The sequence below is a fragment of the Sphingomonas mali NBRC 15500 genome, assembly GCF_001598415.1.
Taxonomy (GTDB): domain Bacteria; phylum Pseudomonadota; class Alphaproteobacteria; order Sphingomonadales; family Sphingomonadaceae; genus Sphingomonas; species Sphingomonas mali.
Map to the genome: position 1 here is coordinate 312,569 of NZ_BCYX01000002.1, position 26,640 is coordinate 339,208.

General features: G+C 64.6%; 25 protein-coding genes, 2 tRNA genes and 1 riboswitch. Of the genes, 15 read left to right on the top strand and 12 right to left on the bottom strand.

The window, feature by feature from the left end; translation table 11 throughout:
* Window positions 1–96 precede the first annotated feature (96 nt).
* Window positions 97–777, bottom strand: coding sequence for a Crp/Fnr family transcriptional regulator (locus SMA01S_RS03575; protein ID WP_218016818.1), 681 nt, complete (start codon window positions 775–777; stop codon window positions 97–99).
* A gap of 190 nt (window positions 778–967) precedes the next feature.
* Between SMA01S_RS03575 and SMA01S_RS03580 the strand changes: the two genes are divergently transcribed.
* Entirely contained in the window at window positions 968–1,213 is a 246-nt protein-coding gene (locus SMA01S_RS03580; RefSeq protein WP_157093775.1) for a DUF6894 family protein, read from the top strand.
* A 283-nt stretch (window positions 1,214–1,496) separates the two neighbouring features.
* Here SMA01S_RS03580 and SMA01S_RS03585 read toward each other — a convergent pair whose 3' ends face one another.
* The 3 genes from SMA01S_RS03585 to SMA01S_RS03595 form a co-directional block, all read right to left on the bottom strand.
* Window positions 1,497–2,381 (bottom strand): PAS domain-containing protein, encoded by an 885-nt coding sequence (locus tag SMA01S_RS03585; RefSeq protein ID WP_066817325.1) that lies wholly within the window; start codon window positions 2,379–2,381, stop codon window positions 1,497–1,499.
* Window positions 2,382–2,711: 330 nt separating this feature from the next.
* A tRNA-Ala gene (locus SMA01S_RS03590) sits at window positions 2,712–2,787 on the bottom strand.
* Window positions 2,788–2,877: 90 nt separating this feature from the next.
* The gene (locus tag SMA01S_RS03595) at window positions 2,878–3,198 is read right to left on the bottom strand and encodes a TIGR02300 family protein (RefSeq protein WP_066817326.1); all 321 of its coding nucleotides are present in this window, start codon (window positions 3,196–3,198) and stop codon (window positions 2,878–2,880) included.
* Between the two features lie 100 nt (window positions 3,199–3,298).
* Here SMA01S_RS03595 and aroA point away from each other — a divergent pair, with 100 nt between their 5' ends.
* From aroA to SMA01S_RS03635, 8 genes are all read left to right on the top strand, one after another.
* Window positions 3,299–4,630, top strand: coding sequence for a 3-phosphoshikimate 1-carboxyvinyltransferase (gene aroA / locus SMA01S_RS03600; protein WP_066817327.1), 1,332 nt, complete (start codon window positions 3,299–3,301; stop codon window positions 4,628–4,630).
* The gene (locus SMA01S_RS03605) at window positions 4,627–5,619 is read left to right on the top strand and encodes a proline iminopeptidase-family hydrolase (protein WP_245649133.1); all 993 of its coding nucleotides are present in this window, start codon (window positions 4,627–4,629) and stop codon (window positions 5,617–5,619) included. Before aroA ends, SMA01S_RS03605 begins: the two co-directional genes overlap by 4 nt.
* A 24-nt stretch (window positions 5,620–5,643) precedes the next feature.
* Window positions 5,644–6,282 (top strand): (d)CMP kinase, encoded by a 639-nt coding sequence (cmk, locus tag SMA01S_RS03610; protein WP_066817329.1) that lies wholly within the window; start codon window positions 5,644–5,646, stop codon window positions 6,280–6,282.
* A 392-nt stretch (window positions 6,283–6,674) separates the two neighbouring features.
* Window positions 6,675–6,895: riboswitch (cobalamin riboswitch) on the top strand.
* A gap of 109 nt (window positions 6,896–7,004) precedes the next feature.
* On the top strand, window positions 7,005–9,308 hold the full coding sequence (gene metE / locus SMA01S_RS03615) for a 5-methyltetrahydropteroyltriglutamate--homocysteine S-methyltransferase (protein WP_066817586.1): 2,304 nt from the start codon (window positions 7,005–7,007) through the stop codon (window positions 9,306–9,308).
* On the top strand, window positions 9,308–10,060 hold the full coding sequence (locus tag SMA01S_RS03620) for an acyl-CoA thioesterase (RefSeq protein ID WP_066817331.1): 753 nt from the start codon (window positions 9,308–9,310) through the stop codon (window positions 10,058–10,060). The genes metE and SMA01S_RS03620 overlap by 1 nt, the downstream gene beginning before the upstream one ends.
* A gap of 237 nt (window positions 10,061–10,297) precedes the next feature.
* Entirely contained in the window at window positions 10,298–12,010 is a 1,713-nt protein-coding gene (rpsA, locus tag SMA01S_RS03625) for a 30S ribosomal protein S1 (RefSeq protein WP_066817333.1), read from the top strand.
* A 211-nt stretch (window positions 12,011–12,221) separates the two neighbouring features.
* Window positions 12,222–12,503 (top strand): integration host factor subunit beta, encoded by a 282-nt coding sequence (gene ihfB, locus SMA01S_RS03630; protein WP_066812710.1) that lies wholly within the window; start codon window positions 12,222–12,224, stop codon window positions 12,501–12,503.
* 177 nt (window positions 12,504–12,680) lie between these two features.
* Window positions 12,681–12,766: transfer RNA gene (locus SMA01S_RS03635), tRNA-Leu, on the top strand.
* A gap of 208 nt (window positions 12,767–12,974) precedes the next feature.
* Here SMA01S_RS03635 and SMA01S_RS03640 read toward each other — a convergent pair.
* On the bottom strand, window positions 12,975–14,192 hold the full coding sequence (locus SMA01S_RS03640) for a L,D-transpeptidase family protein (protein ID WP_369405653.1): 1,218 nt from the start codon (window positions 14,190–14,192) through the stop codon (window positions 12,975–12,977).
* Window positions 14,193–14,253: 61 nt separating this feature from the next.
* On the opposite strand from SMA01S_RS03640, the gene SMA01S_RS03645 reads away from it, so the two are divergent.
* Complete coding sequence (locus tag SMA01S_RS03645; RefSeq protein WP_066817340.1) at window positions 14,254–14,970, top strand: alpha/beta hydrolase; 717 nt, start codon at window positions 14,254–14,256, stop codon at window positions 14,968–14,970.
* Between the two features lie 55 nt (window positions 14,971–15,025).
* Here SMA01S_RS03645 and SMA01S_RS03650 read toward each other — a convergent pair whose 3' ends face one another.
* Window positions 15,026–16,069, bottom strand: a complete 1,044-nt coding sequence (locus tag SMA01S_RS03650) for a rod shape-determining protein (protein ID WP_084250038.1) — start codon at window positions 16,067–16,069, stop codon at window positions 15,026–15,028.
* A 421-nt stretch (window positions 16,070–16,490) separates the two neighbouring features.
* Between SMA01S_RS03650 and SMA01S_RS03655 the strand changes: the two genes are divergently transcribed.
* On the top strand, window positions 16,491–16,880 hold the full coding sequence (locus SMA01S_RS03655; RefSeq protein ID WP_066817589.1) for a cupin domain-containing protein: 390 nt from the start codon (window positions 16,491–16,493) through the stop codon (window positions 16,878–16,880).
* A gap of 109 nt (window positions 16,881–16,989) precedes the next feature.
* On the opposite strand, the gene SMA01S_RS03660 is transcribed toward SMA01S_RS03655, so the two are convergent.
* Window positions 16,990–17,895, bottom strand: coding sequence for an OmpA family protein (locus tag SMA01S_RS03660; RefSeq protein ID WP_066817347.1), 906 nt, complete (start codon window positions 17,893–17,895; stop codon window positions 16,990–16,992).
* Between the two features lie 594 nt (window positions 17,896–18,489).
* Between SMA01S_RS03660 and SMA01S_RS03665 the strand changes: the two genes are divergently transcribed.
* Both SMA01S_RS03665 and SMA01S_RS03670 read left to right on the top strand, forming a co-directional pair.
* Window positions 18,490–19,953 (top strand): ABC transporter substrate-binding protein, encoded by a 1,464-nt coding sequence (locus tag SMA01S_RS03665; protein ID WP_157093776.1) that lies wholly within the window; start codon window positions 18,490–18,492, stop codon window positions 19,951–19,953.
* Between the two features lie 8 nt (window positions 19,954–19,961).
* On the top strand, window positions 19,962–20,384 hold the full coding sequence (locus tag SMA01S_RS03670; protein WP_066817352.1) for a DUF4112 domain-containing protein: 423 nt from the start codon (window positions 19,962–19,964) through the stop codon (window positions 20,382–20,384).
* A gap of 147 nt (window positions 20,385–20,531) precedes the next feature.
* On the opposite strand, the gene SMA01S_RS03675 is transcribed toward SMA01S_RS03670, so the two are convergent.
* Genes SMA01S_RS03675 through SMA01S_RS03690 form a run of 4 tightly spaced genes read right to left on the bottom strand, consistent with a single transcriptional unit; the run spans window position 20,532 to window position 23,640 of the window.
* Entirely contained in the window at window positions 20,532–21,239 is a 708-nt protein-coding gene (locus SMA01S_RS03675; protein ID WP_066817592.1) for a ribonuclease T2 family protein, read from the bottom strand.
* Entirely contained in the window at window positions 21,239–21,649 is a 411-nt protein-coding gene (locus SMA01S_RS03680) for a hypothetical protein (RefSeq protein WP_066817355.1), read from the bottom strand. The genes SMA01S_RS03675 and SMA01S_RS03680 overlap by 1 nt, the downstream gene beginning before the upstream one ends.
* Before the next feature lie 36 nt (window positions 21,650–21,685).
* On the bottom strand, window positions 21,686–22,537 hold the full coding sequence (nadC, locus tag SMA01S_RS03685; protein ID WP_066817358.1) for a carboxylating nicotinate-nucleotide diphosphorylase: 852 nt from the start codon (window positions 22,535–22,537) through the stop codon (window positions 21,686–21,688).
* 41 nt (window positions 22,538–22,578) lie between these two features.
* Entirely contained in the window at window positions 22,579–23,640 is a 1,062-nt protein-coding gene (locus SMA01S_RS03690) for an acyltransferase family protein (RefSeq protein WP_066817361.1), read from the bottom strand.
* 221 nt (window positions 23,641–23,861) lie between these two features.
* Here SMA01S_RS03690 and SMA01S_RS03695 point away from each other — a divergent pair, with 221 nt between their 5' ends.
* Both SMA01S_RS03695 and SMA01S_RS03700 read left to right on the top strand, forming a co-directional pair.
* Complete coding sequence (locus tag SMA01S_RS03695) at window positions 23,862–24,377, top strand: DUF1697 domain-containing protein (protein WP_066817365.1); 516 nt, start codon at window positions 23,862–23,864, stop codon at window positions 24,375–24,377.
* A gap of 29 nt (window positions 24,378–24,406) precedes the next feature.
* Entirely contained in the window at window positions 24,407–26,191 is a 1,785-nt protein-coding gene (locus tag SMA01S_RS03700; RefSeq protein WP_066817368.1) for a DUF885 domain-containing protein, read from the top strand.
* On the opposite strand, the gene SMA01S_RS03705 is transcribed toward SMA01S_RS03700, so the two are convergent.
* Window positions 26,172–26,612 carry a hypothetical protein gene (locus SMA01S_RS03705; RefSeq protein WP_157093778.1) on the bottom strand — a complete coding sequence of 147 codons (441 nt, stop codon included), beginning with the start codon at window positions 26,610–26,612 and terminating at the stop codon, window positions 26,172–26,174. The two genes, SMA01S_RS03700 and SMA01S_RS03705, sit on opposite strands and share 20 nt — an antisense overlap.
* Window positions 26,613–26,640: the final 28 nt, after the last annotated feature.

Consider the following 26,640-nt stretch of genomic DNA (forward strand, 5'->3'; position numbering starts at 1 on the left):
TGACGGCGCGGGACCCGTGCCAGGTTAAATAGGCACGAAAAAGCGAAACGGTTGAGCGCGACGGACCGGCATCGTTACTTGCGCGGGCTGGCATCGTCATTCGACGAGATGCAGGTAGCGCCCGTCGAAACCGCCCACCGCTTTCAGCGCCTCCAGGTCGGGTATCGCCACCAGCCCGCCAGCGAGCCGCTCGATACATCCCTCGGCGCGCAACGTTTTCAGCGTCCGGTTGACATGCACCGGCGTCAGGCCGGTGGCGTCGGCGATATGGTCCTGTGTCAGCGGCAGAGGCACGCGCGTGAGATCATAGCCCTGTGCGTTCAAGCGTACGGCGATTTCCGAAAACAGGTGGGCGATGCGTGCGCGGGCATCTCGACGGCCGATATTTAGCGTCCATTCGCGAAAGATCGACGAATCCACCAACAGCGACCGGATCACCGCCTCGGCGATCGCCGGTCGGCGCGCCATCAGGTTGCGAAGGTCCGACTGATAGATGCGCGCGACAACGGTTTCGCGGATGGTCTGCAGACTATCATCGGCGACCGGCAGATAGAGGCGGTCGAAGTCGATCGGGTCGCCCGGTATGTATATCGCCATGATCTGGCGGTCACCGCTTTCGGTCAGGCGAAAGCGGTGCATGTAGCCCGATACCAGGACCATGCAGCTCGTCGTAGGGTCTCCTTCACGAACGGGCTGCGAATTCGGCGACTGTTTCGACAGTTTGAAGGGCAAGGCCTTGAACAACTCGGCGTCGCCTTCGGACAGCGAAGAATGCAACCGAAGGCGCCGGACGCACGTTTCGAGCGGAGATGTATCGCAAGCTCGTTTGGTCATCGTCATCCGTTCGACCTAATGACGCAAGTTGCCGGGGCCACGCTTTGAGTTAGACAGTTTTCGGCTATCATAGATCAACATGCACATAGATCAGCATGCGCCGAAAATGCCGGGGCGCCATTCGGAAAGGTACGTGGTGAGATACTATTTCCACCTACGCGACGGCGGCGAACGCCTCCTCGATCCACAGGGCACCGACATCGACGATCCGGCGCAGCTCGAACGCATGGCACTGAAGGAGGCGCGTGCCGTGATCTCGCAGGAAGCGCTGGAGGGCGAGATCAACCTGGGGCAACGGATCGAGATCGAAGACGAAGCGGGCAACCTCGCCCATTCGCTGAGCTTCGCGGATGCCGTTCGAATAATAGTGACGGAATAAGCCCGATAGGTCCCGACAGTTGCGATAACGGTCGCGATCGATCGAGGGCAGCCGATCCAGCGAGATGCCGCGGCCAGGCGGGGGGAATGCCCGGCCGCGACGGATGAGCGATGGTCCGGAAACGGTGCTGCCGCATTAGCTTGGGTTAGCATTCGCATGGCCACCATAGGTTGACACGGGGCGAACCGAACGAGCGGAGGGGGGACACCGTCAGACCCTGAGGTGACGAACGATGACGATCGCCACCCACGCGACTGTCGCAAACACCTTTTTGCCGGGCGACTTATTTGCGGGTCACCACGATGACGGCGCCCTCGCAGCCGTAAACGCTGCGCAAATCCTTGATTGCCCCAACAGCGTGGATCGTGCTCCCGTCGTTGCGCAGGAATTCGGTTTCGAAGCGTTGCGCGCTGCCATGAGACAGCACGTCCTCAATTATTTCCCTGAACGTAACTCGGCGGCTGATCGGGACGAGGTCGGCGACGGCAATGTTGTTGAGCCGTTCGCGCGGCAGTTGGAGCAATTCGCTCATCGCCGGATCGACCTCTGCGATGCGGCCGCGGACGTTGATCCAGATATGGCCAATCCCGCCATGCGCCAGCATCGCTTCGATCAGCGTTTTCTTGGTGTCGGCCAGGCGAAACGCCTTGACCTCCTCGGTGACGTCACGCGCCAGGAGCACGATGCCCTGATTAACGCGAACAATCTCGACCCGATGCCATGTGTCCGTGCCGAACAGGCCGGGCAATTCGAACGAGCATGGCTCACCAGTCCGCGCGGTACGGTTGTAATAGCTCTGAAACATCGTTTCCTGCAGCGCGGGCAATGCCTCGAGCAAGTCGCATCCGGGTAGCGACCTGTCGGCCCTTCGCGCCATTGCGTGAGCAGTGCGGTTAGCCATCACGATCATTCCCGAGTCGTCGACGACGACCAGCATCAACGGCAGCCAGTCGGCGAGATCCTGATCGGAGACGGCCGCATCCGGTTCCTCGCTTTTTGTCGTGGCGATGAACGCGTTGTAATCGGCGATAGGAAGAAGCGCGTGCGTTTCGCGGCCGTGATGGGTGACGAATACTGCCCTGCCCGTCTGGCTCAAATGACCAAATTGGCGCGGAAATTCGGACGCTCTGATGAAAATCCCCTGCACCGTGCCTTCCCCTTCGGTCACGTGAGCGCGCAAACCAGACAGCTTTCACCCAGGCTTGAACCCTTGTGGGCAAGGCTTGAGCTATCAAGGCGCTCTTGCGCCCATCGTTCCGATGTCGAAATAACATGTGTTTGGAATCACATGACGCAGCGCAAATCTGCGCCGGGCCGCCCGCCGGAGGCTGTCAGTGGAAGCGATTTGCCGGCCGCGGATCCTTGTGCGCGCGCACGACATCGGCTGTCGGCATCTTCACCGACGCCCGCAATTGATGGTGGGCGACCGCGCAGCAATCAGGGCACATTGCCTGACGGCGCTGGAACGTACGGAAAATACCGCGATTCCAGAAAGGGTTGGTGGAGCCGAGGGGGATCGAACCCCTGACCTCTGCAATGCCATTGCAGCGCTCTCCCAGCTGAGCTACGGCCCCACACTTTCCGGGAAGGAAGGCGCCCCTAACCGGACTGCGCCCCTTTGACAAGCGGGTGGTTAGCCCGCTTGCCTTAAAAAATTGCGTCGATCAGTTTTCGTCTTCGTTGCCGCCGGTCTCGACACCGAGATCGTCGTCGCCGCCCAGATCGACTTCATCGTCGGCCGAAGGCTCGCCTTCGTCCTCGATGCCGATCTCCAGATCGTCACCCTCGAGGTCCGAATCGTCCTTTTCGGGCTTCTCGGCCTTGACCACCTCGAACGGCAGCGGCTGCTTCGATTTCAGGATCGGCTCGGGCGCCCAGGCGGTGTTGCAATTGATGCAGGTCACCGGGTCGTCCTTGCCTAGATCGTAAAAGCGCGTTGCGCATTTCGGACACGTACGCTTCGTGCCCCATTCCGGCTTGACCATGCCGATTTGTACCTTTCGATTTATGTAAATTTCGGGGATCGACCCCTAAAGTGGCGCGCGCCTTGCCATAGCGCAAGGTGGCTGTCAAAGCCCGCGACCGATGTCGCATGCTGCTCCCAAACCCCTCCGGATCGAATCCTCTGTTGGCCTGACCGGCCGCGTCACCGTACCCGGCGACAAGTCGATCAGCCATCGTTCGCTGATGCTGTCGAGCCTGGCGGTCGGCGAAAGCCGGATCGAAGGGCTGCTGGAAGGCGAAGACGTGCTGGCGACGGCCGCGGCGATGCAGGCGATGGGCGCGACCATAGAACGTGGCGACGACGGCATCTGGCGCGTCTGGGGTGTCGGAGTCGGCGGATTGCTGCAGCCGGCGGGCGCGCTCGACATGGGCAATTCGGGGACGTCGACGCGGCTGCTCGCCGGGTTGGTCGCGAGCCACGCGATCACGGCGACCTTTATCGGCGACGCCTCGCTCAGCAAAAGGCCGATGGGCCGCGTGATCGATCCGCTGTCGCTGATGGGGGCGGAATTCACGTCCAGCCCCGGGGGCCGCCTGCCGATGATGGTGCGCGGCATCTGCCCGGCGGTGCCGATCGAATACACGCTCCCGGTCGCCTCTGCCCAGGTCAAGTCGGCGGTGATCCTGGCCGGGCTCAACACGCCGGGCATCACCCGCGTGATCGAGCCGGTGCCGACGCGCGATCATAGCGAGCGGATGCTGGCCGGGTTCGGCGCCAATCTGACGGTCGAGGCGACCAATCGCGGGCGCGTCATCTCGATCCATGGCGAGGCCGAATTGAAGCCGCAGCAGATCGTCGTGCCGGGCGATCCCAGCTCGGCGGCATTCTGGGCGGTGGCGGCATCGATCGTGCCGGGCAGCGAAGTGACGATCGCCAATGTCGGGCTCAATCCGACGCGCGCGGGCATCTTCACCGCGCTCCGCATGATGGGCGCCGACATCACCGAGGTCGATCCGCGGACCGTCGGCGGTGAACCCGTTGCCGATCTGATCGTGCGCCACGCGGCGCTGACCGCGATCGAAGTGCCGCCCGACCTCGCGCCGAGCATGATCGACGAATATCCGGTGCTGTTCGTCGCCGCGGCGCTGGCCGCCGGCCGCACCGTCGCGCGCGGCGCGCACGAATTGCGCGTCAAGGAATCGGACCGGATCGTGGCGATGGCGGCGGCGCTCCAGGCCTGCGGCGTGACCGTCGAGGAATTCGACGACGGGCTGGCAATCACCGGCAGCGGTGGCGAGCTGATCCCGGGCGGCGCGACGATCGCCTCGTTGCTCGATCATCGCATCGCGATGGCGATGACGGTGGCGGGGCTGGTCGCGCGCCAGCCGATCACGATCGACGACGTCGCCCCGGTCGCGACGAGCTATCCGGTGTTCTTCGAGACGCTGGAGCAATTGGCGGGCCGCGCATGAGCCGCATGGTCGGCCGCCGCGAGCTGCTCGCCGGCGGGCTCGCGCTCGGCGCCACCTTCGCCCTCCCCCGCCCGCTGTTCGCGCGCAAGGCCGACGGCTATCCGGCCCCCGATCTCGAGAAGATGGTCCCGGTCGAAGGCGGCCGCGTCTATGTCCGCGTCAACGGCAAGCTGAACGGCGCGAAGCCGCCGATCGTCATGCTGCATGGCGGCCCGGGCGGCGATCACGAACATTTCATGCCCGCGGTCGCTTTGGCCGACGAGCGCGCGGTGATTCTCTACGACCAACTCGACAGCGGACAGTCGGACCGGCCCAACGACCCGAAGAATTGGCGCGTCGAGCGATTCGTCGACGAGATCGAGCTGGTCAGGAAGGCGCTTGGCGTGGATCGCTGGCATCTGCTCGGGCACAGCTGGGGCGGCACGCTGGCGCTCGAATATGGCGCGCGGCGGCCGGCGGCGTTGCGCGGCTTGGCGATGGCCAGCCCGCTGGTTTCGACCAAAAGCTGGATCGCCGATGCCAATGCCTTGCGAGCGACCTTGCCGGCGGCGGTACAGGCGCAGATCGCCAGCTGCGACAAAAGCCCCAGCCGGGGCTGCGACGACGGCGTCAATGCCTTTTACCGCGCGTTCAACGGTCGCGAGCCGGCCAAGCCCGCCGCGATCGCCTATGCCGGCGCGCATCCCAACGGTTTCAATCCCAAGCTCTACAATGCGATGTGGGGGCCGAGCGAATTCGCCTGCACCGGCAGCCTCAAGGATTATGACGGCGAGCCGCTGCTCGCCAAGCTCGACGGCCGGCGCACGATCTTCCTGGGCGGCCAATATGACGAAGCGCGCCCGACCACGCTTGCCGGATTCGCCGCGCGCGTGCCCGGCGCCGAATATGCCACGATCCCGGGCTCGGCGCATGGCATCTTCGCCGACCGGATGCTGGAAACGGTCGCATTGATCCGCGGCTGGCTGGCGCGACAGGACGGACGCGCCTAGGACGCGCCTCATGGAGTTTAGCGTATGATCATCGCCGTGGACGGTCCCGCCGCCAGCGGCAAGGGCACCGTCGCCCGCGCCCTGGCAAAACATTATCGCCTGCCGCACCTAGATACCGGCCTGCTGTACCGCGCGGTCGCGGAGAATGTGCATCGCCTCGACCTCGACCCGACCAAGGAGGCCGATGCGGTCGCAGCGAGTAATTTCGACGACAGCCTGCTCGACGACCCCGTGCTGCGCAGCGACGAGGCGGGGCAACGCGCCTCGATCGTCTCGGCGCACCCGCTGATCCGTGCAGCATTGCTGCAACGCCAGCGCAAGTTCGCGCACCAGGAAGGCGGCGCGGTCCTCGACGGACGTGATATCGGCACGGTGATCGCGCCCGAAGCCGACGCCAAATTGTTCGTCAAGGCGACGCCTCAGATCCGCGCGCGGCGCCGCCATGCCGAGCTCAAAGCACAAGGCAGCACGCTCAGCTTCGACAAGGTCCTGGCCGACATCCGCGCGCGCGATCAGCGCGACATGGGTCGAGACGCGGCGCCGCTGGTGATGGCGGCCGATGCCGGCATCCTCGACACCAGCTTCCTGTCGATCGAGGCCGCGGTGAAGCGCGCGATCGAACTGGTCGAGCGGCAATTGCGGCTGAAGGCGGCGAACGGGTAACTCGACCAACGTAGCAGAATAGTTGCGCGCGGCCATCTTACGCCCAAGCCGAGCGATCCGAATGCTGGACGCTGGGGAGATGAGTTTTTCACGCGAAGGCGCGAAGGCGCTAAGATTTTTTATGCGCGCAGAGGCGCAGAGGGCGCTGAGATGATTCGCCGGCTGCGCCAGCAACCTTTCAATGCTTGCGCCCAAGGAAGCCAGCGCGCTGTCGCGCGCAATCCCTCTGCGATCTCTGCGCCTCTGCGCGAACTCTTTTCCTTCGCGCCTTTGCGCCTTCGCGTGAACAAATTCTGCCTGACCTCCGTCCATGCGAGCCCACCGAGAATCCGAGGCGGAACTGTCATATAAAGAATTCTTTATATCTCGCTTGACCCGGGGCGTTCGCGGCGGGATAAGGCCCTTGTCGAGGTTCTTCGGACGGGTTCGCCCGCGCCGAAGCTAAGACGGGAAGCCGGTGCGGTCCTTCGGGGTCAAGGCCGGCGCTGCCCCCGCAACTGTAAGCGGCGAGCGGCGGTCGACGAGTGTCACTGGGGGCGTCCAATCCCCTGGGAAGGCCGGACCGACGTGTTGACCCGTGAGCCAGGAGACCTGCCTCCGACGCGATAACGTCCACCGGCGGGGTGTCCGGGCTGGCCGCTTGCATCCTGCGGTCGGCCCCGTGTCGTCCGTGCGTGCTCGTGTCTGGTCCCTACCCAGCCTTTCATCGGGGTATGAAGACCATGACCGTCACTGTTGCTACTCTCGGATTCCCGCGCATCGGGCCGCGCCGCGAATTGAAATTCGCGCTCGAGAAATTCTGGTCGGGCCAGTCGTCCGAAAGCGAGTTGCTCGAAGCCGCCGCCGGACTGCGCACCGCCGCCTGGGCGCGGCAAAGGGCGCTCGGCGCCGACTGGCTGCCGTCGAACGACTTCTCGCTCTACGACCATGTGCTCGACACCAGCCTGATGCTGGGCGCGATCCCTGAGCGCTATGGCAAGGCGGCGGGCGATTCCGATCTCGCCACCTATTTCGCGATGGCGCGGGGCACGACGGGTGACGACGCCGATTGCGGGCACGGGCACGGCAGCCTGACCGCGTGCGAGATGACCAAATGGTTCGACACCAATTACCATTATATGGTCCCCGAACTGGTCGCCGGGCAGAAACTGGCATTGAGCTCGGCCAAGATCGTCGACGAATATCGCGAGGCCAAGGCGCAGGGGTTCGAGACGCGTCCCGTCCTGCTCGGCCCGGTCACCTGGCTGAGCCTCGCCAAGGGACGTGGGGTCGATCCGTTCGACTATCTTGACGAGGTGCTGGGGCTCTACACCGCCATATTGACCCAGCTTGGCCAGGCCGGCGCCGACTGGGTGCAGATCGACGAACCGGTGCTGGTGCTCGACCTGAGCGAGCGCCAGCGCAACGCGATCACTCGCTCTTATGCCAAGTTGCCGCGCGCGGGCGTGAAGCTGATGCTCGCGACCTATTTCGGCGGGCTCGAGGACAATCTCGACCTCGCGATCCATTTGCCGGTGGCCGGGCTGCATATCGATCTGGTTCGCGCGCCGCAGCAGCTCGACGCGGTGCTGGCCAAGGCGCCCAAGTCGCTGCTGCTCTCGCTCGGCGTGATCGATGGGCGCAACGTGTGGCGCGCCGATCTCGCCGCGCTGCTCGATCGGCTCGAGCCGATCGCCGCGAAGCGCGATATCGTGCTCGCGCCGTCATGCTCGCTGCTGCACTCGCCGGTCGACCTGGCGCTGGAACGCAAGATCGATCCGGAAATCGCGCAATGGCTCGCCTTCGCGGTGCAGAAGGTGGGGGAACTCGCGACCCTGAAGCGTGCGCTCAATGAAGGCCGGGGCAGCGTCGCCGACGACCTGGCCGCGTCGAGCGCGGCGGCGGCGGCGCGCAAGACCTCGCCGCGGATCCATGATGACGCGGTGGCGGCGCGGCTCGCGGCGATCACGCCGGCCGATCGCGAGCGGCGATCTCCCTACCCTGTCCGCGCCACAGCACAGGCGGATGCGCTTGCCCTCCCCGCTTTCCCGACCACCACGATCGGCTCGTTCCCGCAGACCGCCGAGGTGCGCCGCGCGCGTGCCGATCATAATCGCGGGACGCTCGACGCCGTGGCCTATGAACAGTTCCTCCGCGAGGAAACCGAGCGTGCGGTTCGCTGGCAGGAGGACGCCGGGCTCGACATGCTCGTCCATGGCGAATTCGAGCGCAACGACATGGTGCAATATTTCGGCGAGCAATTGTCGGGCTTCGCCTTCACCGTGAGCGGCTGGGTGCAATCCTATGGCTCGCGCTGCGTGCGTCCGCCGATCCTGTTCGGCGACGTGTCGCGGCCCAGGGCGATGACGGTCGAATGGTGGCAATATGCGCAGAGCCTGACCGACAAACCGATGAAGGGCATGCTGACGGGACCGGTGACGATCCTCAACTGGTCGTTCGTCCGCGACGACCAGCCGCGCGAGGCATCGTGCCGCCAGATCGCGCTGGCGATCCGCGACGAAGTGGTCGATTTGGAGAAAGCTGGCGCCAAGGCGATCCAGATCGACGAGGCGGCGTTGCGCGAAGGCCTGCCGCTGCGCCGGCGCGACTGGCAGCCCTATCTCGACTGGGCGGTCGATTGCTTCCGGCTCTCGGCGGCAGGCGTGGCCGATGCGACGCAGATCCACACGCATATGTGCTATTCGGAGTTCAACGACATCCTGCCGTCGATCGGCGCGATGGACACCGACGTGATCTCGATCGAGACCGCGCGCTCGCAGATGGAGCTGCTCGAAGGGTTCGCGCGCTATCGCTATCCGAGCGCGATCGGACCCGGCGTCTATGACATCCACGCGCCGCGCGTGCCGACGGTCGAGGAGATGGTCGCGCTGATGCGGCTGGCGCAGGACCACCTCCGCCCCGAGCAATTGTGGGTGAACCCCGATTGCGGGCTGAAGACGCGCAAATGGGAGGAAGTGAAGCCGGCGATCGACGCGATGGTCGCCGCCGCCCGCGAATTGCGCGTCCGCGTGGCGGAGCCGGCCTGATGTCGGGTGTCGTCCGCCTCATCGACATGGTGTTCCCGGGCGACACCAACCACCATGGCACGCTGTTCGGCGGGGTGGCGCTCGCGCACATGGACAAGGTGGCGTTCCTCGCCGCCTCGCGCCATGGCCGGGCGCCCTTCGTCACCGCCGCCTCCGAACGGATCGACTTCGCCGCACCGGCGCTGAAGGGCGAGCTGATCGAGGCGACGGGGCGGATCACCCGCGCCGGCACGCGATCGGTCGATGTCGAGATCGAGCTGACCGCCGAGGCGCTGCTGAGCGGCGAGCGACGGCTCTGCACGCGCGGGCTGTTCACCCTGGTCGCGGCCAAGGGACCCGAAACGCGCCTGCCGCTGCCGCCGCTCGACCGCATGGCAGCCGAACCGGAGGATGATGGCCGGCTGCACATGGCCGATATGGTGTTCCCGCCGCAGACCAATCACTATGGCACCTTGTTCGGTGGCGATGCGCTGAGGATGCTGGGCAAGGCTGCCTTCATCGCCTCGACCCGCCACGCCCGCGCGGTGATGGTAATGGCGGCATCCGATCGGATCGACTTCCGCTCGCCGGTGCGCGAGGGCGAGATGGTCGAGCTGATCGCGCGGGTGATGATGAGCGGCAGGAGTTCGGTGCGCGTCGGGGTCGAGCTCTGGGCCGAAAACCTGCTGAGCGGCGATCGCCGCCGCGCCGCGACCGCCGAGTTCGTGATGGTCGCGGTCGATCCTGCCGGGCGCCCCGCACCGATCGGCTGACAAGCTTGCCTCCGCGCCCTGGAATCGCTATGAGCCCGCCCGTCCGGCGAGCAGGTTCTCGCGGAGGAAGGCGCGGAGGCACACTCTAGCGCCCTTTTCGCATTTTAGCGTTGAGCCCGTCCTCCGCAGCTCCTGCCCAGCGGATGCCGCGTCGGCGTTCGGCCGCCGTGGCGTTTTGGCCAAGACCACCGGAGACAACCGGTTGGCCGGAAACAGTTGATTAGGAATAATATTTTTATGGCCACTACGGCAAACCCGACACGCGACGATTTCGCGAAACTGCTCGAACTGACTCTCGGCGATGCCGACGGCTTCGAGGGCCGCGTGGTGCACGGCACCGTGACCGGCATCGAAAACGACATGGCCGTCATCGACGTCGGTCTGAAGAGCGAAGGCCGCGTGCCGCTGCGTGAATTCGCCGCGCCGGGCCAGAAGGCCGACCTCAAGGTTGGCGACGAAGTCGAAGTGTTCGTCGACCGCGTCGAGAATGCCAATGGCGAAGCGATGCTGTCGCGCGACCGCGCGCGCCGCGAAGCCGCCTGGGACAAGCTCGAAGCCGAATTCGTTCAGTCGGCCCGCGTCGAGGGCGTCATCTTCGGCCGCGTCAAGGGTGGCTTCACCGTCGACCTCGACGGCGCCGTGGCGTTCCTGCCCGGCTCGCAGGTCGATATCCGTCCGGTCCGCGACGTCCAGCCGCTGATGGACATTCCGCAGCCCTTCCAGATCCTGAAGATGGACCGCAAGCGCGGTAACATCGTCGTGTCGCGTCGCGCGGTGCTCGAGGAAACCCGCGCCGAGCAGCGTTCGGGCCTCATCCAGAGCCTGGCCGAGGGTCAGATCATCGACGGCGTGGTCAAGAACATCACCGATTACGGTGCGTTCGTCGACCTGGGCGGCATCGACGGCCTGCTGCACGTTACCGACCTCAGCTACAAGCGCGTCCAGCACCCGAGCGAGGTCCTGAACATCGGCGACACCGTCAAGGTTCAGATCATCCGCATCAACAAGGACACGCAGCGCATCTCGCTCGGCATGAAGCAGCTCGAGAGCGATCCGTGGGACGGCGCCGCCGCCAAGTACCATGTCGGTGCCAAGATGACCGGCCGCGTGACCAACATCACCGAGTACGGCGCGTTCGTCGAGCTCGAAGCGGGCATCGAAGGCCTGGTCCACGTCTCCGAGATGAGCTGGACCAAGAAGAACGTCCATCCGGGCAAGATCGTCTCGACCTCGCAGGAAGTCGAAGTCGTCGTGCTCGAGGTCGACGAGGACAAGCGTCGCATCTCGCTGGGTCTCAAGCAGGCCCAGGCCAATCCGTGGGAAGCGTTCGCCGCTGCCCATCCGGTCGGCTCGACGGTCGAAGGCGAAGTCAAGAACGCCACCGAATTCGGCCTGTTCATCGGCCTCGACAACGATGTCGACGGCATGGTCCACATGTCGGACATCGCCTGGGGTATTTCGGGCGAGGACGCGCTCAACCTGCACCGCAAGGGTGAGATGGTGACCGCGATCGTGCTCGACATCGACGCCGAGAAGGAGCGCATCTCGCTCGGCATGAAGCAGCTCGAGCGTGGCGGCCCGTCGGCCGCGGTCGTCTCGGGCGCCGGCGACAAGCTCAACAAGAACTCGGTCGTCACCGTGTCGGTTCTCGAAGTCCGCGACGCGGGCCTCGAGGTTCAGGTCGGCGAGGATGGCGCCACCGGCTTCATCAAGCGCACCGATCTCGGCCGCGACCGCGACGAGCAGCGTCCGGAGCGTTTCCAGGTCGGTCAGAAGTTCGACGCCATGGTCACCGGCTTCGACCGTTCGAAGAAGCCGACCTTCTCGGTCAAGGCGATGCAGATCGCCGAAGAGAAGCAGGCCGTCGCACAATATGGTTCGTCCGATTCGGGCGCATCGCTCGGCGACATCCTGGGCGAAGCGCTCAAGGCCCGCGACACCAAGAAGTAAGCTCAGAATGGGTAGCGTCCTGAAGACGCTACCCTTTTTGTTACACTTTGACTGTCGAATCGGTCCTATTGCGTTCGACGTATTTTCTTTATGATATATGTCGGTGGGGGCCCTTTTTCCGTGAGGGGGAAATTCTCGGAAGACGGGTAGTCGATGGAGAAGACCGGGACGTGCCCCGGTGGTCCTTCGACTTTGGGGAGACCGTGTTCGTATGATCCGTTCGGAATTGATTCAAAAGTTAGCAGAAGCCAATCCAGACCTTGCGCTCCGCGACGTCGAAGCGATCGTGACAACGTTCTTCGATGAGATTTCGCGGCGTTTGGCGGCCGATGGCCGCGTCGAACTGAGGGGTTTCGGCGCTTTTTCAACGCGTGCGCGCGGTGCGCGCACTGGTCGCAACCCGCGGACGGGCGAGGTAGTGGAAGTCGACGCCAAGCGCGTTCCCTATTTCAAGCCCGGCAAGGAAATGCGCGTCCGGCTCAACGTTTCCTGAGCCAAGGTGGCCTGGTTCAAGCGAAAGCAAAGCGCCGCTTGAACCAGGACTCGCCGAAGGCCAGCCGGCAGGCGCGCGGCGCCTGACCGACATCGCGCGATTTACGCGCGTGACGGCCCCTTCTCTTTCAACTCCCGGCTTGACCAGGACGCGCGCCTGCGCGACCTGTGCCGTCACGCGGACGTGGCGAAATTGGTAGACGCACGGGACTTAAAATCCCTCGCCCTATGGGTGTGCGGGTTCGAGTCCCGCCGTCCGCACCAGCATCATGATATGATTGGATGTTGCTTTAGTCATGGCGGGCCGTGGCCAAAATGAAGTCCAATCTTCGCTCATCGGCAGACAGCCACTAGGCTAGGGCCACAGGAGCGAGGGCTAACCACCTATATATCCTGTCGCCCACGGTGGCGCGGCCGGCGTCGCGGAAAAGAAAATAGGTCTATCGCGGCAACGGGCCCGCCGGACTGACGGTCATTCGCGGAAGACGGCGGGGGTTCCCGGCTTTATCATGAGCGCCAGGCGTGCGACGTCCCAATTGGTCAGGCGGATGCAGCCGTGACTTTCCGCGCGGCCGATCGTGCTCGGCTCCGCGGTGCCGTGGATGCCGTAATGGGGGATGTTGAGATCCAGCCAGGCTACCCCGACCGGTCCGTTCGGCCCAGGCGGGAGGGTGGCTTTTGCCTGGCCGGGCTTGGCGTCCCAGAAAAGGGCTGGGTTGTAGCGAAAGGGCGGGTTGTAGCTGAACGCCTGCACTTTCCACGCCCCGATCGGCAGCGGATCATGCTCGCTCCCCATGGTCGCCTGAAATTGCGCGACAAGCTTGCCCTTGGCGTCGAGGACACGCAGCAACTGCTCCGATTTGTCGACCACGATAGATGCGCCCTGCGGCTGATTGGCATCGACATTGAGGCTGTTGAGTGTTGCGCGCCACGTCGCGGGCAGCTTCGCGCTATAGGCCCTGGACGTCGGGAGTGCGTTCGGAAACACGACCGGCGTTCCGGGCGCCAGCCTCGTCTGCGGACTGTTCAGCGCGAGCAGCACCTGCGGCGTGGTGTGGAACATCTCGGCGAGCTTTTCCATCGGCGAACGATAACCCAAAGCGGGCAATGCCGCTTGCCGCATCGGATCCGTCGGCAGCGGGTCGACATAGGGACCCGCAAGCGCGTCGGCGGTAAGACGCAAGGTTTTCGTTGCCCGCCATCCCGCATAGGTCTGCAGGACCGCCAGCGTCGCGCGATCGACGTGGCCGGTCCGGGGCAGGCCGCGGGACTCCTGGAATCCGCGCAGCGCGGCGGATAGCGATTTGCCCGGCTTCCCATCGAGAACACCAGGCGAGAAGCCCAGATGATCAAGGATCACCTGAACGTGGAGCAGGCCGAGATTGACCTTGGGCGCCTGCGCTGCCTGCATCGGCGTGGCCGCGGCACCAGAGAGACATTGGGGGGCGACCGCGAAACAGGCGGCGGCAAACGCAGTTTTTCGGATCAATTCAAGCTCCCGTGAAGGCACCCATCCCCAACGATGCTGGGTCGACTTGTGTCCGGCGCCTCTTCTCCGAGGCAAGTCCCCGCTGGCCCGAAGGCACTCCCGGTCGCGAGGAGCGAATCTTAGCTTCCAGGAGGGCTGCAAGCTGCCCCGCACGTCAGCAAAGGACGCAACGCTGCCATCGACAAACCCGAGCTTGCGCATCCGAATTGCTCATGGGCTTATCCGTGTTATCAAGAAGCGGGGAAACGGGGGGAGATAGAGGATGGCGACTTTTGTCCTGGTGCATGGCGCCTGGCACGGCAGTTGGTGTTGGGCACGGGTAAGGCGGGCTCTCCTCGACCAGGGACATCAGGTGTTTACGCCGACGCTCTCAGGCGTGGCGGAACGAAGCCACGTGCTGTCGCGCGACATCGACCTCCAGCGGCACGTGGATGATGTCGCCAACCTGATCCGTTGGGAGGAACTCGATTCCGTGATCCTCTGCGGGCACTCCTATGGCGGATGCGTGGTCAGCGGCGTCGCGGACGTGCTGCCGGATCGGATCGCTGCCCTGGTCTATCTGGACGCCTTCCTGCTGGACGATGGCGAATGTCTCCATGACCTTCTCCCCGCCGAACAGCGGGAGATGCAACTCAGTCTCGCGAATGAATTTGGGGAAGGCTGGCGCGTGCCGCCGATTCCGGCCGCGATCTTCAACGTCAATGCGCAGGATCGCGATTGGGTGGACCGGCAGTGCACGCCCCAACCGCTGGCAACCTTTCAGCAGCCAATCCGGCTGAATGATGGGCTGTCGCAAATTTCGCGGAACCATTTCATCTATGCGTCGGATTGGGAGGGGACACCGTTCACCACCTCTTATGATCGCGCGAAGGCTCGTGGCTGGATGACGAGCGAGATCGCGTGCGGCCACGACGTCATGCTCGACCGCCCCGAGGCGCTCACGTCGGAGTTGATTGGTATCGCGAGCGTTGCCGACTGACCGTGATGACCTGAAACACGCCCCTCGAAGCCGCAGCTGCGAACAAACACAACACCTAGCTGTCGATCATCACACCCGCATAGGCCTCGTTCTCGAGCGCCATGCCCGCCCCCATCGCCACGCTCGTCAAGGGATCTTCGGCGATGATGACCGGCACACCCGTCGCCTCGGCCAGCGCATCGCTGATGCCGGCCAACAGCGACCCGCCCCCCGTCATGACGATACCGTGCTCATGGATGTCGGCCGCAAGTTCGGGCTCGGTGGCGGCGAGGGTGCGCAACACGGTCTCGACCACCTGATCGACGAGGTCGCTCAGCGGCGCAGCGATGTCCGCCTGGCAGATGTCGATCTCGCGCGGCACGCCGTTGACCTGGTCGCGGCCGCGTACGGGCATGACGAGACCGCGCCCGTCCTCCGGCATGCGCGCAATGCCGATCTCCAGCTTGATCCGCTCCGCGGTCGTCTCGCCAATGACCAGATTGTGGTTGCGCCGAATGCTCGACGCGATGGCATCGTCCATCTTGTCGCCGCCGACGCGGGCCGACGCGTGATGCACGAGGTTGCCGAGCGAGAGCACCGCAACCTCGGTCGTGCCGCCGCCGATGTCGACGATCATCGTCCCGATCGGCTCGTTGATCGACAGTCCCGCACCGATCGCCGCCGCCATCGGCTCCTCGATCAGGCGAACCCTGCGCGCGCCGGCATTGGTTCCGGCTTGCCGTATCGCCCGCCGCTCGACCTGGGTAGCACCCGAGGGAATGCAGACCAGGATATCCGGCCGACGCGGGAGCCGCGAGGGGCCGCCATGCGCCTTGTCGATAAACGCCTTGATCATCTGCTCGGCGATATCGACATCGGCGATGACGCCGTCGCGCATCGGGCGCACGGTCGAGGTGCCCTGCGGCGTCCGCCCGATCATCAGTTTGGCTTCCATTCCGAAGGCCCGCAATCGGGGCAAGCCCTGGATCAACTCGATCGCGACGACCGATGGTTCGTTGAGCACGATGCCCCGCCCCCGCAGGTAAACGATGGTGTTCACCGTGCCGAGGTCGATTGCCATGTCGTTGGACGTCGTAGAAAAAAAGCGGGGTACGCGCATCATTACTCGATCTCAGGAGGTGCGAGAACATCCCCGCATCATTGTCTGGCGTTCAGCTCGTCATACAGGGCGACCGCCGGTCGACGTCCTCAATGACCTTTAGTTGCCCATTAAGCCACCGCTGAGTTGCATCGTGCATCGGCTTGCCGGCACGCCCTGTCGCGCAACGTGGCGCGCTCGATGAGCCAGACCGCGCCGCACGCCCGCGCCCGCCGCAGCCGAAGGCGCGTCATCCACTGCTCGGCAACGTCCCACGGTATCGTCCGGTCCAAATCAGGTCTCCCGGAACCTATATGGGAGGCGCGACGCCAAATGCGACGAATCGTAAGGGTCCGATGGCGATCGGGTCTGTGGGACTGCTGAAGGATGCGCGTTACGGCGCTATGGCCCCTTCGAAATGCCAACCGAGATGGAGGTGAGAATGGCTCGCGAGGATTTTGACCCGGCCAGCGTTCAGCCGGACGGACGTCCGGCGTCACGAGCAACGTTGTTCGATCCCAGTCGAGAAGGACCGTGGAGAGGATCGGTTGCCGGGCTGGACCTCGACGGGCCGATCACGGTGCTTGCTTATGGAACCGACGAGCTCGGCGTTGGTCCGCGCCTTCATGTCCATCCGTACGACGAGACATTCATCGTGATACAAGGCCGCGCCCGCTTCTTCGTGGGCGACGCCGTGCTTGACGCATCCGCCGGAGAGGTCGTGCTCGGTCCGGCGGGTGTACCCCACAAGTTCGAGAATCTGGGGCCGGGCCGCCTCCAGACGATCGACATCCATCACTCGCCGCAATGGATTCAGACCGATCTGGAGTAAGCCGGCATCGAGTTGCGTGCGGGCGTTCGCGCCGGCCGCTTTTGGCATCATGCGGATCTGCTCAGGCCAAAGCGGAACTCGGGGTGGGCACTGCCCACCCCGAAGCGCCTTACATGCCGTCGAGGCCCTTGCTGACCATGATATTCACCGCGACGCGGCGGTTCTGTGCCTTGCCGCTGGCGGTGTCGTTGGGGGCGGCCGGGTCCGCTTCGGACATTCCGGTCGGGGTCAGCATGCGATAGGGCTTCCAGTGGCATGCCTGCTGCAGATAATTGACGACGCGGCTGGCGCGCTTCTCGCTGAGCGTCTGGTTCAGTTCCTGGCTTCCGGTGGAGTCGGTGTAGCCGACGACGAGGAGCAAAGCGTTGTTCATCCCTTCGGCTTGCTGTGCCGCGGCGCAGAGATCGGCCTTCGCCTGCGGGGACAGGACCGCCTTGCCGGTATCGAAGGTCACGTTCGTCGTGCCCTTGACGTTATACTGATCGATATCGGCCACGCGGCCGCGCAGCGCCTCCGTAGCCGCGGCCTGTTCGCCGAACCGCTGGTCAGTGCCGTTACGGATCATCGACGCGGTCTTGAGATCCTTGGTCTTGAGCGCGATCTGGTTCGCCACCAGGCCGCCGCCCCATTGCACGGTCTTGATGTTGACCGGCAGGCCGTTGAGCAGTTGGTCCGCGGCAAGCTTATTGCTGCGGATGCCCAGCAGGCCGCCCTTGGACTTGATCCGGGTTCCATCGCTGATCAAGACCACCGTCTTGGTTCCGCCCGCGGTCGTCACCTGCATCTTCTGGTCATTGCGCGCCGAAATGAAGCCTTCGACATCCGGACCGTCCGGCATTCCGGACAGATCGGCGGGCACGGCGCCGTTCACGGTGATGTCCGGGTTGGCCGGCGCGGCGGCCGGTGCCGGCGCCGCATCCTGCGGGGTCTGCTGCGCATGCACACCAGCCGACATCGTGCCGGTAAGCAGGGCGAGCATGAAAAGCATTTTGGGGTTTTTGGAAATAGCAGTCATCGAATTGCTCCTTGAAATCTGACCAGCCGGGCTTTCGTGGTCGCACTCATTGTCCGGCCGTCCTCTCCGTGTTGCCCATCGGGCAGTTTGAACACACCACACCAGCTCCCCTCGGGATGTGCGGCGCGTAGCCGTACGCGAACATCAGGGACTTGCTGGGTGTTCGGCCCAACCTTTCGCTCACATGAACGCCGCGGGTGTTGCTGGTGGTTGCAGGGATAATTGGAGCGCATTGCGCGGCGAGCCGATGAAATCGCGCGGCGCAGAAGCTCAATAGTTAACGCTCGGCCGTCGACCGCGATTGCGGGAAGAGCGGGCGGCGACAGTCGAATGCCGGCTTTCATGGTAAATCACCGACACGCCCAACGAACGAAATCGGGGCGCGAAGCTATGGCTGCAGAGCAATTGCGGCCATCGACTGTTTTGGCCGATTGCATGACCAAATCGGAAGACCGGAGGGGCTTCCAGCAACTGTAAAATGATAAAGAACTTGAAGGCGTTATGCCTGGGAGCTCTGCGCTCCTTTCCTGGCGGGTTTCGGGTCCCGTCGTCCGCACCATGGCGCCACGCCGCGGAGTTTGGCACAACGCACCCATGACCGTGCAACGCCGCATCCCTGCCCTGCTCCTCCTGCTGCTCGCGTCGTGCAATCCGCGCCCCGACACCGGGCCGGTCGTGGTGAGCGCGATCGGCGGGCGGCCGTCCTATCCCGACGTCAACAAGCGTCCCGCCGACACCACGCAGCGCCTGCTGCTCGACTCTACCGCGCAGGGCCTGGTCCGCTTCGACGCGACCGGCCAGATCGAACCGGGACTCGCCGAGCGCTGGATCGTGATCGATCAGGGTCGCACCTATATCTTCCGCCTGCGCGAAGCCGAATGGAGCGACGGCGGCAAGGTCACCGCGGCGGATGTCGCGATCATCCTGAAACGCGCCATCGCACCGCCCTCGCGCAATCCGCTCAAGCCGTTCCTGACCGCGATCGAAGACATCGTGTCGATGACCGACCAGGTGATCGAGGTGCGGCTCAGCCGGCCGCGCCCGGATCTGCTCAAGCTGTTCGCGCAGCCCGAACTGGCAGTCCGGCACGAGAATCCGCCAGGCGGGAGCGGACCGTTCCGGGTTTCCGCGACCGCCGCCAATTCGGTGATGCTGCGCCCCGCCTTCGACCCCGCGCGATCACCCGACGACGAGGTCAGCGAGCCCGGCCCCGAGCAGAATGTCCAGCTGATCGGCGAAAACGCCGCACGCGCGCTGCTGCGCTTCGTGCACAAGGATTCTGACCTCGTGGTCGGCGGGTCGGCCAGCGACTGGCCATTGGTCACGATGACCAAGGTCGCGCCGGCGAACATTCGGCTGGACCCCGCCGCCGGCATGTTCGGGCTGGCAATCGTCAAGCGCGACGGCTTCCTTGCCTCGGCCGCCGGGCGCGCCGCGATCGCCGAGGCGATCGATCGCCCGGCATTGATCGCCGCCTTCACGCCCGATTGGGGACAACCGGTCGAACGCCTGTTGCCCGACAAGCTCGATTCGGCGAGCGCGCCCTCGGTCTCGGCCTGGGCGACGCTCACGCCCGACGCTCGCCTCGCCGATGCCCGTCAGCAGGTCGCCACGTATCGCCTCGCCAATCCGGGAGAGATCAGCCTGCGGATGGCCCTGCCCGCCACGCCGGGCGGTAATGTATTGTGGGGCCAGATCGGCGCGCGATTGGCGACGATCGGCATTCGGCCGATCCGCGTCGCGATGAATGCCGAGGCGGACCTGCGATTGGTCGACGAGGTCGCGCCCTATGACAGCGCGCGCTGGTATCTCGCGACCGCTTGCGTGCTGTGCAGCGACGATGCGCAAACCGCGCTGACCGCCGCGCGCGATGCCCCGACCATGGCGGAGCGCGCCACGCACATCGCCGAAGCGGACGCGGCGTTGGCTGCCGATGTCGCCTTCATCCCGATCGCAACCCCGTTGCGCTGGTCGCTCGTGTCGCTGCGGCTGCAGCAATGGCAGGGGAACCCGCGCGCTTGGCACCCGTTGAATCGACTACGGAACGACACCAACTAGATCGGACCATGGCCAACACAACCCGTATCCCGCGTCCCGATATCAGCCAGATCGTCCCGATGGGGCGTGATCCCGCCTCGGTGCGCAAGCGTATCGAGGGGATGGAGCATCTGCTCGAAGGATTGATCAAGATCCCCGGCACCAACCAGAAACTGGGGCTGGACGTGATCCTAGACCTGATCCCCGGTATCGGCGACCTGGTCGGCGCGGCCCTCGGATCGTACATGGTGTGGGAAGCGCGCAATCTCGGCATGTCGAAAGCGCAGATGGCGCGGATGTTCGGCAATGTCGGCGTCGACTTCGCGCTGGGGCTGATCCCCTGGGTCGGCGCGGTGCCCGACTTCTTCTTCCGGTCGAACAGCCGCAATCTGAAGATCATCCGCAAGCATCTCGACAAGCATCACCCGTCGACCGCGGTGGTCGAGGGCTAAAGTTGAATCGTCACCCCGGCCTTGTGCCGGGGTCCAACTCTCCCCCACGGAATTCAGCCGACGTTGCACGTTGGATGCCGGAACAAGTCCGGCATGACGGACTAAGCTGAGCGCGAACGATACTAACGCTAGCGTGGACGTTGCGGTCTAGCGCCGGCCGCGCCAGATCTTGAGGCGCGCGTTGCCGGGAAGCCCGCCCGTATTGGGCTTGCAACGCTCATAAGCGAAGCGCCGATCGAGACACAGCCATAGCTCGTCGAGCCAGCCGCTCTTCGCGGTCACGCGGATCGCGCTCGCGGGGATGCCCGGGTTGGACGCGGCGAATGCCGCCGCGAACTGGCCGACGGTCAGCGGCCGCCGCGACAGCGCGTCCATGTCGGGATAGCGGAGCCTGGCATACATCGCGCTCGATCGCGCGAAATAGGCAGCCGGGGTAGTCCCCATGCAGGTGCCGTGCTTGGCCCATTCGTGCTGGATCAATTGCGCCGACGGGGTCGAACACAGCATTCCCTTGATTACCGCCGGCGGCACGAGATCGGTTGTCGTGCAATATTGCGGCCAGTCCTTGCCGACGCCATCGGGCCACAGGCCGTGAAGCGTGAAGCCGAACCGGTTGCCGCTGCCGCACTGGAAGCGCGCCGAGGGCGTGAACCCGCCGTTGCGGCAGAATTGCGGTCCCCAGGTGATCGCCAGCGTATAGCCGCCAATCGGCAGCACGCGCTGCGGCTGGTCGGCGGTCGGCAATTCCGGGTTGGGCCGCGGCGGATTGGCGCTCGGGGTGCAGACCAATGCCTGGGCATTGGCGATCCCGGGCAACGCGGCAAGCATCGCCGCGACGAACGACAGACGCAGCATCATGCCGACGCTCCGAACCAGGCCGACGCGTCCCGTCGGAACAGACAGACAACCGCCAGCGTGGTCAATATCAGCGACACCACCGACAGGCCGAGCGGTATCGCCGATTGTGGCCCGCTAACGGTGAGCGAGAAGACGAACCCGATCAAGCCGAGCACGTAGAGGATGGCGATCGCCCAACGTGCGATATTGCTGCGCGCCCGCGCGGCGAAATACCACAGCAACAGCCACAAGCTGAAGGTGAACACGGTGAGGAGCGCGGGGAACCAGGGGCCCAGCATCTGCTTGACCTGCATCGTCTGCGGGTTGGTATTGGTCTCCGCCCAGGTCATGGCAGTATTCACCGCCTCCACCAGCACCGATCCCAAATAGAACAACTCGAATAGCCGGATCGACTTCGGTCTTACCATGGAAATCCCCCTAAACCCCTGATATCTTTATAATGGTCAGCCGATCGCGGCGAAATCAAGACCGATATCCGCCGCCGGCGCCGACTGGGTCAGCCGACCGACGCTGATATAGGTCACGCCGGTTTCCGCGATCGCGCGGATTGTGTCGAGCCGCACCCCGCCCGATGCCTCGGTCGGCACGCGCCCGCCGACCAGGGTCACCGCCCCGCGCAGGGTTGGCACGTCCATATTATCGAGCAGCAGATGCGTCGCGCCTGCCGCGAGCGCCGGTTCGATCTGGTCGACACGATCGACCTCGACGATGATCCGTTTGATCCCCGCCGCGACGGCACGGCGCACCGCCTCGGCAACCGAACCGGCCACCGCGACATGATTGTCCTTGATCATCGCGGCATCCCACAGGCCCATGCGATGGTTGGTCGCCCCGCCCATCCGTGTGGCGTATTTCTCGAGCAGCCTGAGCCCGGGAATGGTCTTGCGGGTATCGAGCAGGATGGCGCCGGTCCCGGCGATCTTGTCGACATAAGCGCGCGTCATCGTGGCGATGCCCGACAGATGCTGAATGGTATTGAGCGCCGAGCGTTCGGCGGTGAGCATCGCGCGGCCCATGCCTTCGAGGCGCATCAGGTCGGTACCGGCGGCGACCCGCTGGCCATCGGAGACCAGCCGCTCGATCGCCACGCCGGGGTCGAGCGCACGAAAGAAGGCGTCGGCGATCGGCAGGCCGGCGACGACGATCGCGTCGCGGCTGTCCATCACGCCGGTGAAGCGCGCTTCGGCCGGGATGACAGCTTCGGAGGTGATGTCCCCACCATCGCCCAGATCCTCGGCGAGCGTGGCGCGAACGAAAGCGGAGAGGTCGAAACCGGGCAGGTCGAACATGGCCATGCTGGTAGCGCGCCGCGATCGGGCGCGCGACCCCATAATGATCAGAAGGTCGCTGCCGAGACTGCCGAGACCGCCGGCATCGCATCATTCTGACGTCTCTTTCCGATAATGGCGAACCGCGCGTTGATCCATTTCCGCGCCGGGGTCTCGACCAGGAACAGGATGGCGATCGAGAGCGCGAGATCGATCGGATATTGCAGCATGAGCAGCGACCGGCCGCTGGCGATCGCGCGCAGGGCGAAATTGACCGGTTCGTGGATGATGTAGAGGGCATAGCTCGCCGCCCCCAACAGCATGAACGCGCGCGTGTTCATCAATCGCGTGAACGGCGCGCGCGGCGCGTTGACCAGCCCCAGGATGACCAGGGTCGCGAGGATGACGGCGCAAGCGGCTTGCAAGCCGAACGAATCGCGGCCGAGCACGATGACGAACACCAACAACGAAAGCTCGGGCGGAATCGGCAGCGCCCGAATGCCGCGGCGCGCCTGCCATTCGGCCAGCAACATGCCGGCGAAGAATTCGGGCAGGCGCAGCACCGGCAGCGGAAGGTAGTTCATCCAGGGGAAACGCTGCATCTCCGTCGGCGGGTCGACGCTGCCGGTGACGATGGCGAACAGCGCCACCATGGCGACGCCGGCGAACAGCAGGTATCGCGGCGCGCGTTCAACGAGACCGCACAGCAGCGGAAAGCACAGATAGAAGAAGAATTCGACCGACAGCATCCACGCCGGTGGATTCCAATTCTGCCATTCCCAGGTGTTGCCGAGCGTCGCCCAGCACTGAACCAGCACGAATTGCGGCAGGGCACCCCATGCCACCACTGCATAGGCAGGCGCCATCAGCAACACGCCGATCAGGTAAACGGGATAGATCCGCGCGACTCGCGAGACGCCATAGCCCCGCCACGCCCCGTTCTCACTCAGTCGCCCGCGATACAGCGTCTGCAGGATGAAACCGGAGAGCACGAAGAAGAAGCCCAGCGCCATCTGGGCGTGCAGGGCGGAATTGGCGAGTATTTTGGGCGCCCAGGGCTGAGAGGAAAGCCAGTTCGCGCCCGAATGATGGAAGACCGTCGCCCCGACCGCGATGAACCTGATTCCCACCAGCGGCCGCAATACGGCCGTGCGCGCTTCCCGATCATCCACTCGTGGTTCCCCCCGGCCCCGACTAGCGTCACTCCGTGCAGCGTGCATCGATCCAGGTCAATCGGCTCGCGCGGAAGTTGAATTTACCGCCAAAAACCTTTGTTGCCGGGCATATTCCGCGCAAGATCGCATTAGGCCGGGGAGCGGCCGAGCCAGTCGCGAGAGGGAGAGAGACCGAGATGACCGCCTATATCGCCCTGCTTCGTGCGGTGAATGTCGGGGGGACCGGCAAGCTGCCGATGACCGAATTGGCGGCGATGTGCGAAGCGGCCGGGTTCGACAAGGTGAAGACCTATATCGCCAGCGGCAACGTCGTCTTCACCTCGAGCAAGAGCGAAGCGGCGGTGAAGGCCGCGCTCGAACAGGCGATGCAGGCTTATGCCGGCAAACCGGTCGGCGTGATGGTGCGCACCGCCGCCGAAATGGCCGCGGTGCGCGACGCCAATCCGTTCGCGGATGCGCCGGGCAACCGCGTCGTCGCCACTTTCCTGGACGAGGCGCCGCCCAAGGACGCGATCGCCCAGGCGAGCAACATCAACGGCGAGGAAATGGCGCTCGGCAAGCGCGAGATTTACATCCGCTACACCGATCACGGCATGGCGGATTCGAAGCTCAAAATCCCGGCCGCCAGGACCGGCACCGCGCGCAACATGAACACGGTCGCAAAGCTGGCGGAGATGGCCAGCAATCTTTAGACACCCTCTCAATAACAGAGGGGATCATCATGCGCCGCACCGCTTTCCTGCTGCTTGCCGCTACCGCGACGCTCGGCGCTTCAGTGCCGGCCGCGACGCCCGCCATATCCAAGGCGGTCAGCGCCAATGCGCAATTCGCGGCGCTGTCGAAACGCTATGTCGACAGCCTGGCGCGCTTCTCGCCGGTCAGCGGGACGCAACTCGGCGATCATCGCTTCGACGACAAGTTGTCCGACATCACCGCGCGCGGTCGCGGCAACCAGGTGGCGTTCGACCAGGCGATGCTGGGCAACATGGCCCGGATCGATTTCAAGGCGCTGAGCCGGGACAACCAGGTCGACTTCCTGCTGCTCAAGAATGCGCTCGATTACGAGCTTTGGGATATCCAAATGCTCAAGAGCTGGTCGTGGAACGCGCAGAATTACAACGATGCCGCGGCCGGCGCGCTCTACACGCTCGCCGCGCGCGACTTCGCGCCCTGGCCGAGGCGCCTCAAGGCGGCGACCGCGCGAATGGAGGCGCTCCCCGCCTTCCTGCTCGAAACCCGACGCCAGCTCGTCGCGGCGAAAGTGCCGCAAATCTATGCCAGCACGGTCGCGAAGCAGAATTCGGGAATCGTCGAGATCGCCGAGGGAATGCTTGCCCCGCACGCCAGCGAGCTTGCGCCCGCCGACAAGGCGCGGTTCGATGCCGCGCTGGGCAAATTGAAAGCCGCGGTGGCCGATCAACAGGTCTGGCTCGACAAAACGTTGGTGCCGGCGGCCAAGGGCGATTTTCGTCTGGGAGCAAAGCTTTACGACCAGAAGATGAAGTTCGCGCTGATGTCGACGATGACGCGGCCCGAGCTCAAGGCCAAGGCGACCATGGCCGCCGCGGCGATCCGCGCCGAGATGTATCGGCTGGCGCAACAGGTGCTCGAGGGCAAGGCGAACGCCCCCGCCCTCCCCGCCAGTCCATCCGGCGACCAGCAGCAAAAGGCGATCGAAGCCGCGCTCGACCTGACCTATGCGCAGCGTCCGGCGCGCGACGGGGTCGAAGCTGCGGCCAAGGCGACCTTGGCCAGCGCGAGCGATTTCGTCCGCGCCCGGCAGCTGGTCACGATGCCGACCGCGCCGGTCAAGATCATCACCATGCCCAAGTTCCAGCAGGGCAATTCGGTCGCCTATTGCGACTCCCCCGGTCCGCTCGACAAAGGTCAGGATACGTTCTTCGCGATCTCGCCGATCCCGGACGATTGGAGCGACGCGCAGGCGACCTCGTTCCTGCGCGAATATAACAGCTATATGATCCACGACCTCAGCATCCATGAGGCGATGCCGGGGCATTGGCTGCAGATCGATCACTCGAACCAGGACAAATCGGTGCTGCGCGCGGTGCTGTCGTCGGGGCCGTTCGTCGAAGGCTGGGCCGTCTATGCCGAGGGGATGATGGCCGATCAGAATTATCTGAACGGCGATCCCTTGTTCAAGCTGACCGTGCTCAAGATGCGTCTCAGGTCGATCACCAACACCCTGCTCGACATCGGTATCCAGACCGAAGGCATGACGCGCGACCAGGCGATGGAGCTGATGATGAAGGGCGCGTTTCAGCAAGAGCGCGAAGCCGCGGGCAAATGGGTCCGCGCGCAACTCTCCTCGACCCAGCTTCTCAGCTATTTCTCGGGCTATGAGGAGCATATGGCGATGCGCGAGGAAGCCAGGCGCCGCTGGGGCGCGAAGTTCGACCTCAAGACCTATAACGACGCGGTCCTCGCCCACGGCTCGCCGCCGGGGCGGTTCGTGCGGGAATTGGTGTTCAACCTGCCGATCGAGTGAAGGGACCAAAATTCGCGGAACAGATAGAACGGCCTCTTGCTACATGGTCGAACAGGCGTAGGCGATCCGTCCGCGACCAGAACAGCTTGTAAATGTAGCCAAGGCGATTGGAGTCGCGATCGATCCGGCGCGTCGTTTCGATCATGCCTTCAATCCATCCTGAATCGCGATGTTCCGCCTCGGACTTTTCTGCGCCCAGTATAGCGGTCCTGACCACTATTTCGTCGCGGCGCGATTCAGAGGTTGCCGCCCGCGCCTTGGCCGCCGCGTCCTGCCAGCACCAGACAGCGCTATCGAGCACCGCCGGGCGAAGGTTGGCGCTCAGGAAACTATGGCTGTCGTTCACCGCACCAGCAATGGCTGCACCCGCCGCGAGCAGTACCGCTACGCCGCCGCCCACCATCCACAACGACCTCCTCATCGCCGCAACTCCCTCCCCTCATGCGCTG

Coding starts and splice junctions, on each gene's coding strand:
- SMA01S_RS03595 (WP_066817326.1), bottom strand. CDS start 3,198: ATGGTCAAGCCGGAATGGGGCACGAAGCGTACGTGTCCGAAATGCGCA.
- SMA01S_RS03660 (WP_066817347.1), bottom strand. CDS start 17,895: ATGACTGCTATTTCCAAAAACCCCAAAATGCTTTTCATGCTCGCCCTG.
- nadC (WP_066817358.1), bottom strand. CDS start 22,537: ATGGCCATGTTCGACCTGCCCGGTTTCGACCTCTCCGCTTTCGTTCGC.
- SMA01S_RS03670 (WP_066817352.1), top strand. CDS start 19,962: ATGGCCAACACAACCCGTATCCCGCGTCCCGATATCAGCCAGATCGTC.
- SMA01S_RS03640 (WP_369405653.1), bottom strand. CDS start 14,192: ATGCGCAAGCTCGGGTTTGTCGATGGCAGCGTTGCGTCCTTTGCTGAC.
- SMA01S_RS03665 (WP_157093776.1), top strand. CDS start 18,490: ATGACCGTGCAACGCCGCATCCCTGCCCTGCTCCTCCTGCTGCTCGCG.
- SMA01S_RS03680 (WP_066817355.1), bottom strand. CDS start 21,649: ATGGTAAGACCGAAGTCGATCCGGCTATTCGAGTTGTTCTATTTGGGA.
- SMA01S_RS03705 (WP_157093778.1), bottom strand. CDS start 26,612: ATGAGGAGGTCGTTGTGGATGGTGGGCGGCGGCGTAGCGGTACTGCTC.
- ihfB (WP_066812710.1), top strand. CDS start 12,222: ATGATCCGTTCGGAATTGATTCAAAAGTTAGCAGAAGCCAATCCAGAC.
- cmk (WP_066817329.1), top strand. CDS start 5,644: ATGATCATCGCCGTGGACGGTCCCGCCGCCAGCGGCAAGGGCACCGTC.
- SMA01S_RS03605 (WP_245649133.1), top strand. CDS start 4,627: ATGAGCCGCATGGTCGGCCGCCGCGAGCTGCTCGCCGGCGGGCTCGCG.
- metE (WP_066817586.1), top strand. CDS start 7,005: ATGACCGTCACTGTTGCTACTCTCGGATTCCCGCGCATCGGGCCGCGC.
- SMA01S_RS03655 (WP_066817589.1), top strand. CDS start 16,491: ATGGCTCGCGAGGATTTTGACCCGGCCAGCGTTCAGCCGGACGGACGT.
- SMA01S_RS03650 (WP_084250038.1), bottom strand. CDS start 16,069: ATGCGCGTACCCCGCTTTTTTTCTACGACGTCCAACGACATGGCAATC.
- SMA01S_RS03700 (WP_066817368.1), top strand. CDS start 24,407: ATGCGCCGCACCGCTTTCCTGCTGCTTGCCGCTACCGCGACGCTCGGC.
- aroA (WP_066817327.1), top strand. CDS start 3,299: ATGTCGCATGCTGCTCCCAAACCCCTCCGGATCGAATCCTCTGTTGGC.
- SMA01S_RS03645 (WP_066817340.1), top strand. CDS start 14,254: ATGGCGACTTTTGTCCTGGTGCATGGCGCCTGGCACGGCAGTTGGTGT.
- rpsA (WP_066817333.1), top strand. CDS start 10,298: ATGGCCACTACGGCAAACCCGACACGCGACGATTTCGCGAAACTGCTC.
- SMA01S_RS03675 (WP_066817592.1), bottom strand. CDS start 21,239: ATGCTGCGTCTGTCGTTCGTCGCGGCGATGCTTGCCGCGTTGCCCGGG.
- SMA01S_RS03620 (WP_066817331.1), top strand. CDS start 9,308: ATGTCGGGTGTCGTCCGCCTCATCGACATGGTGTTCCCGGGCGACACC.
- SMA01S_RS03695 (WP_066817365.1), top strand. CDS start 23,862: ATGACCGCCTATATCGCCCTGCTTCGTGCGGTGAATGTCGGGGGGACC.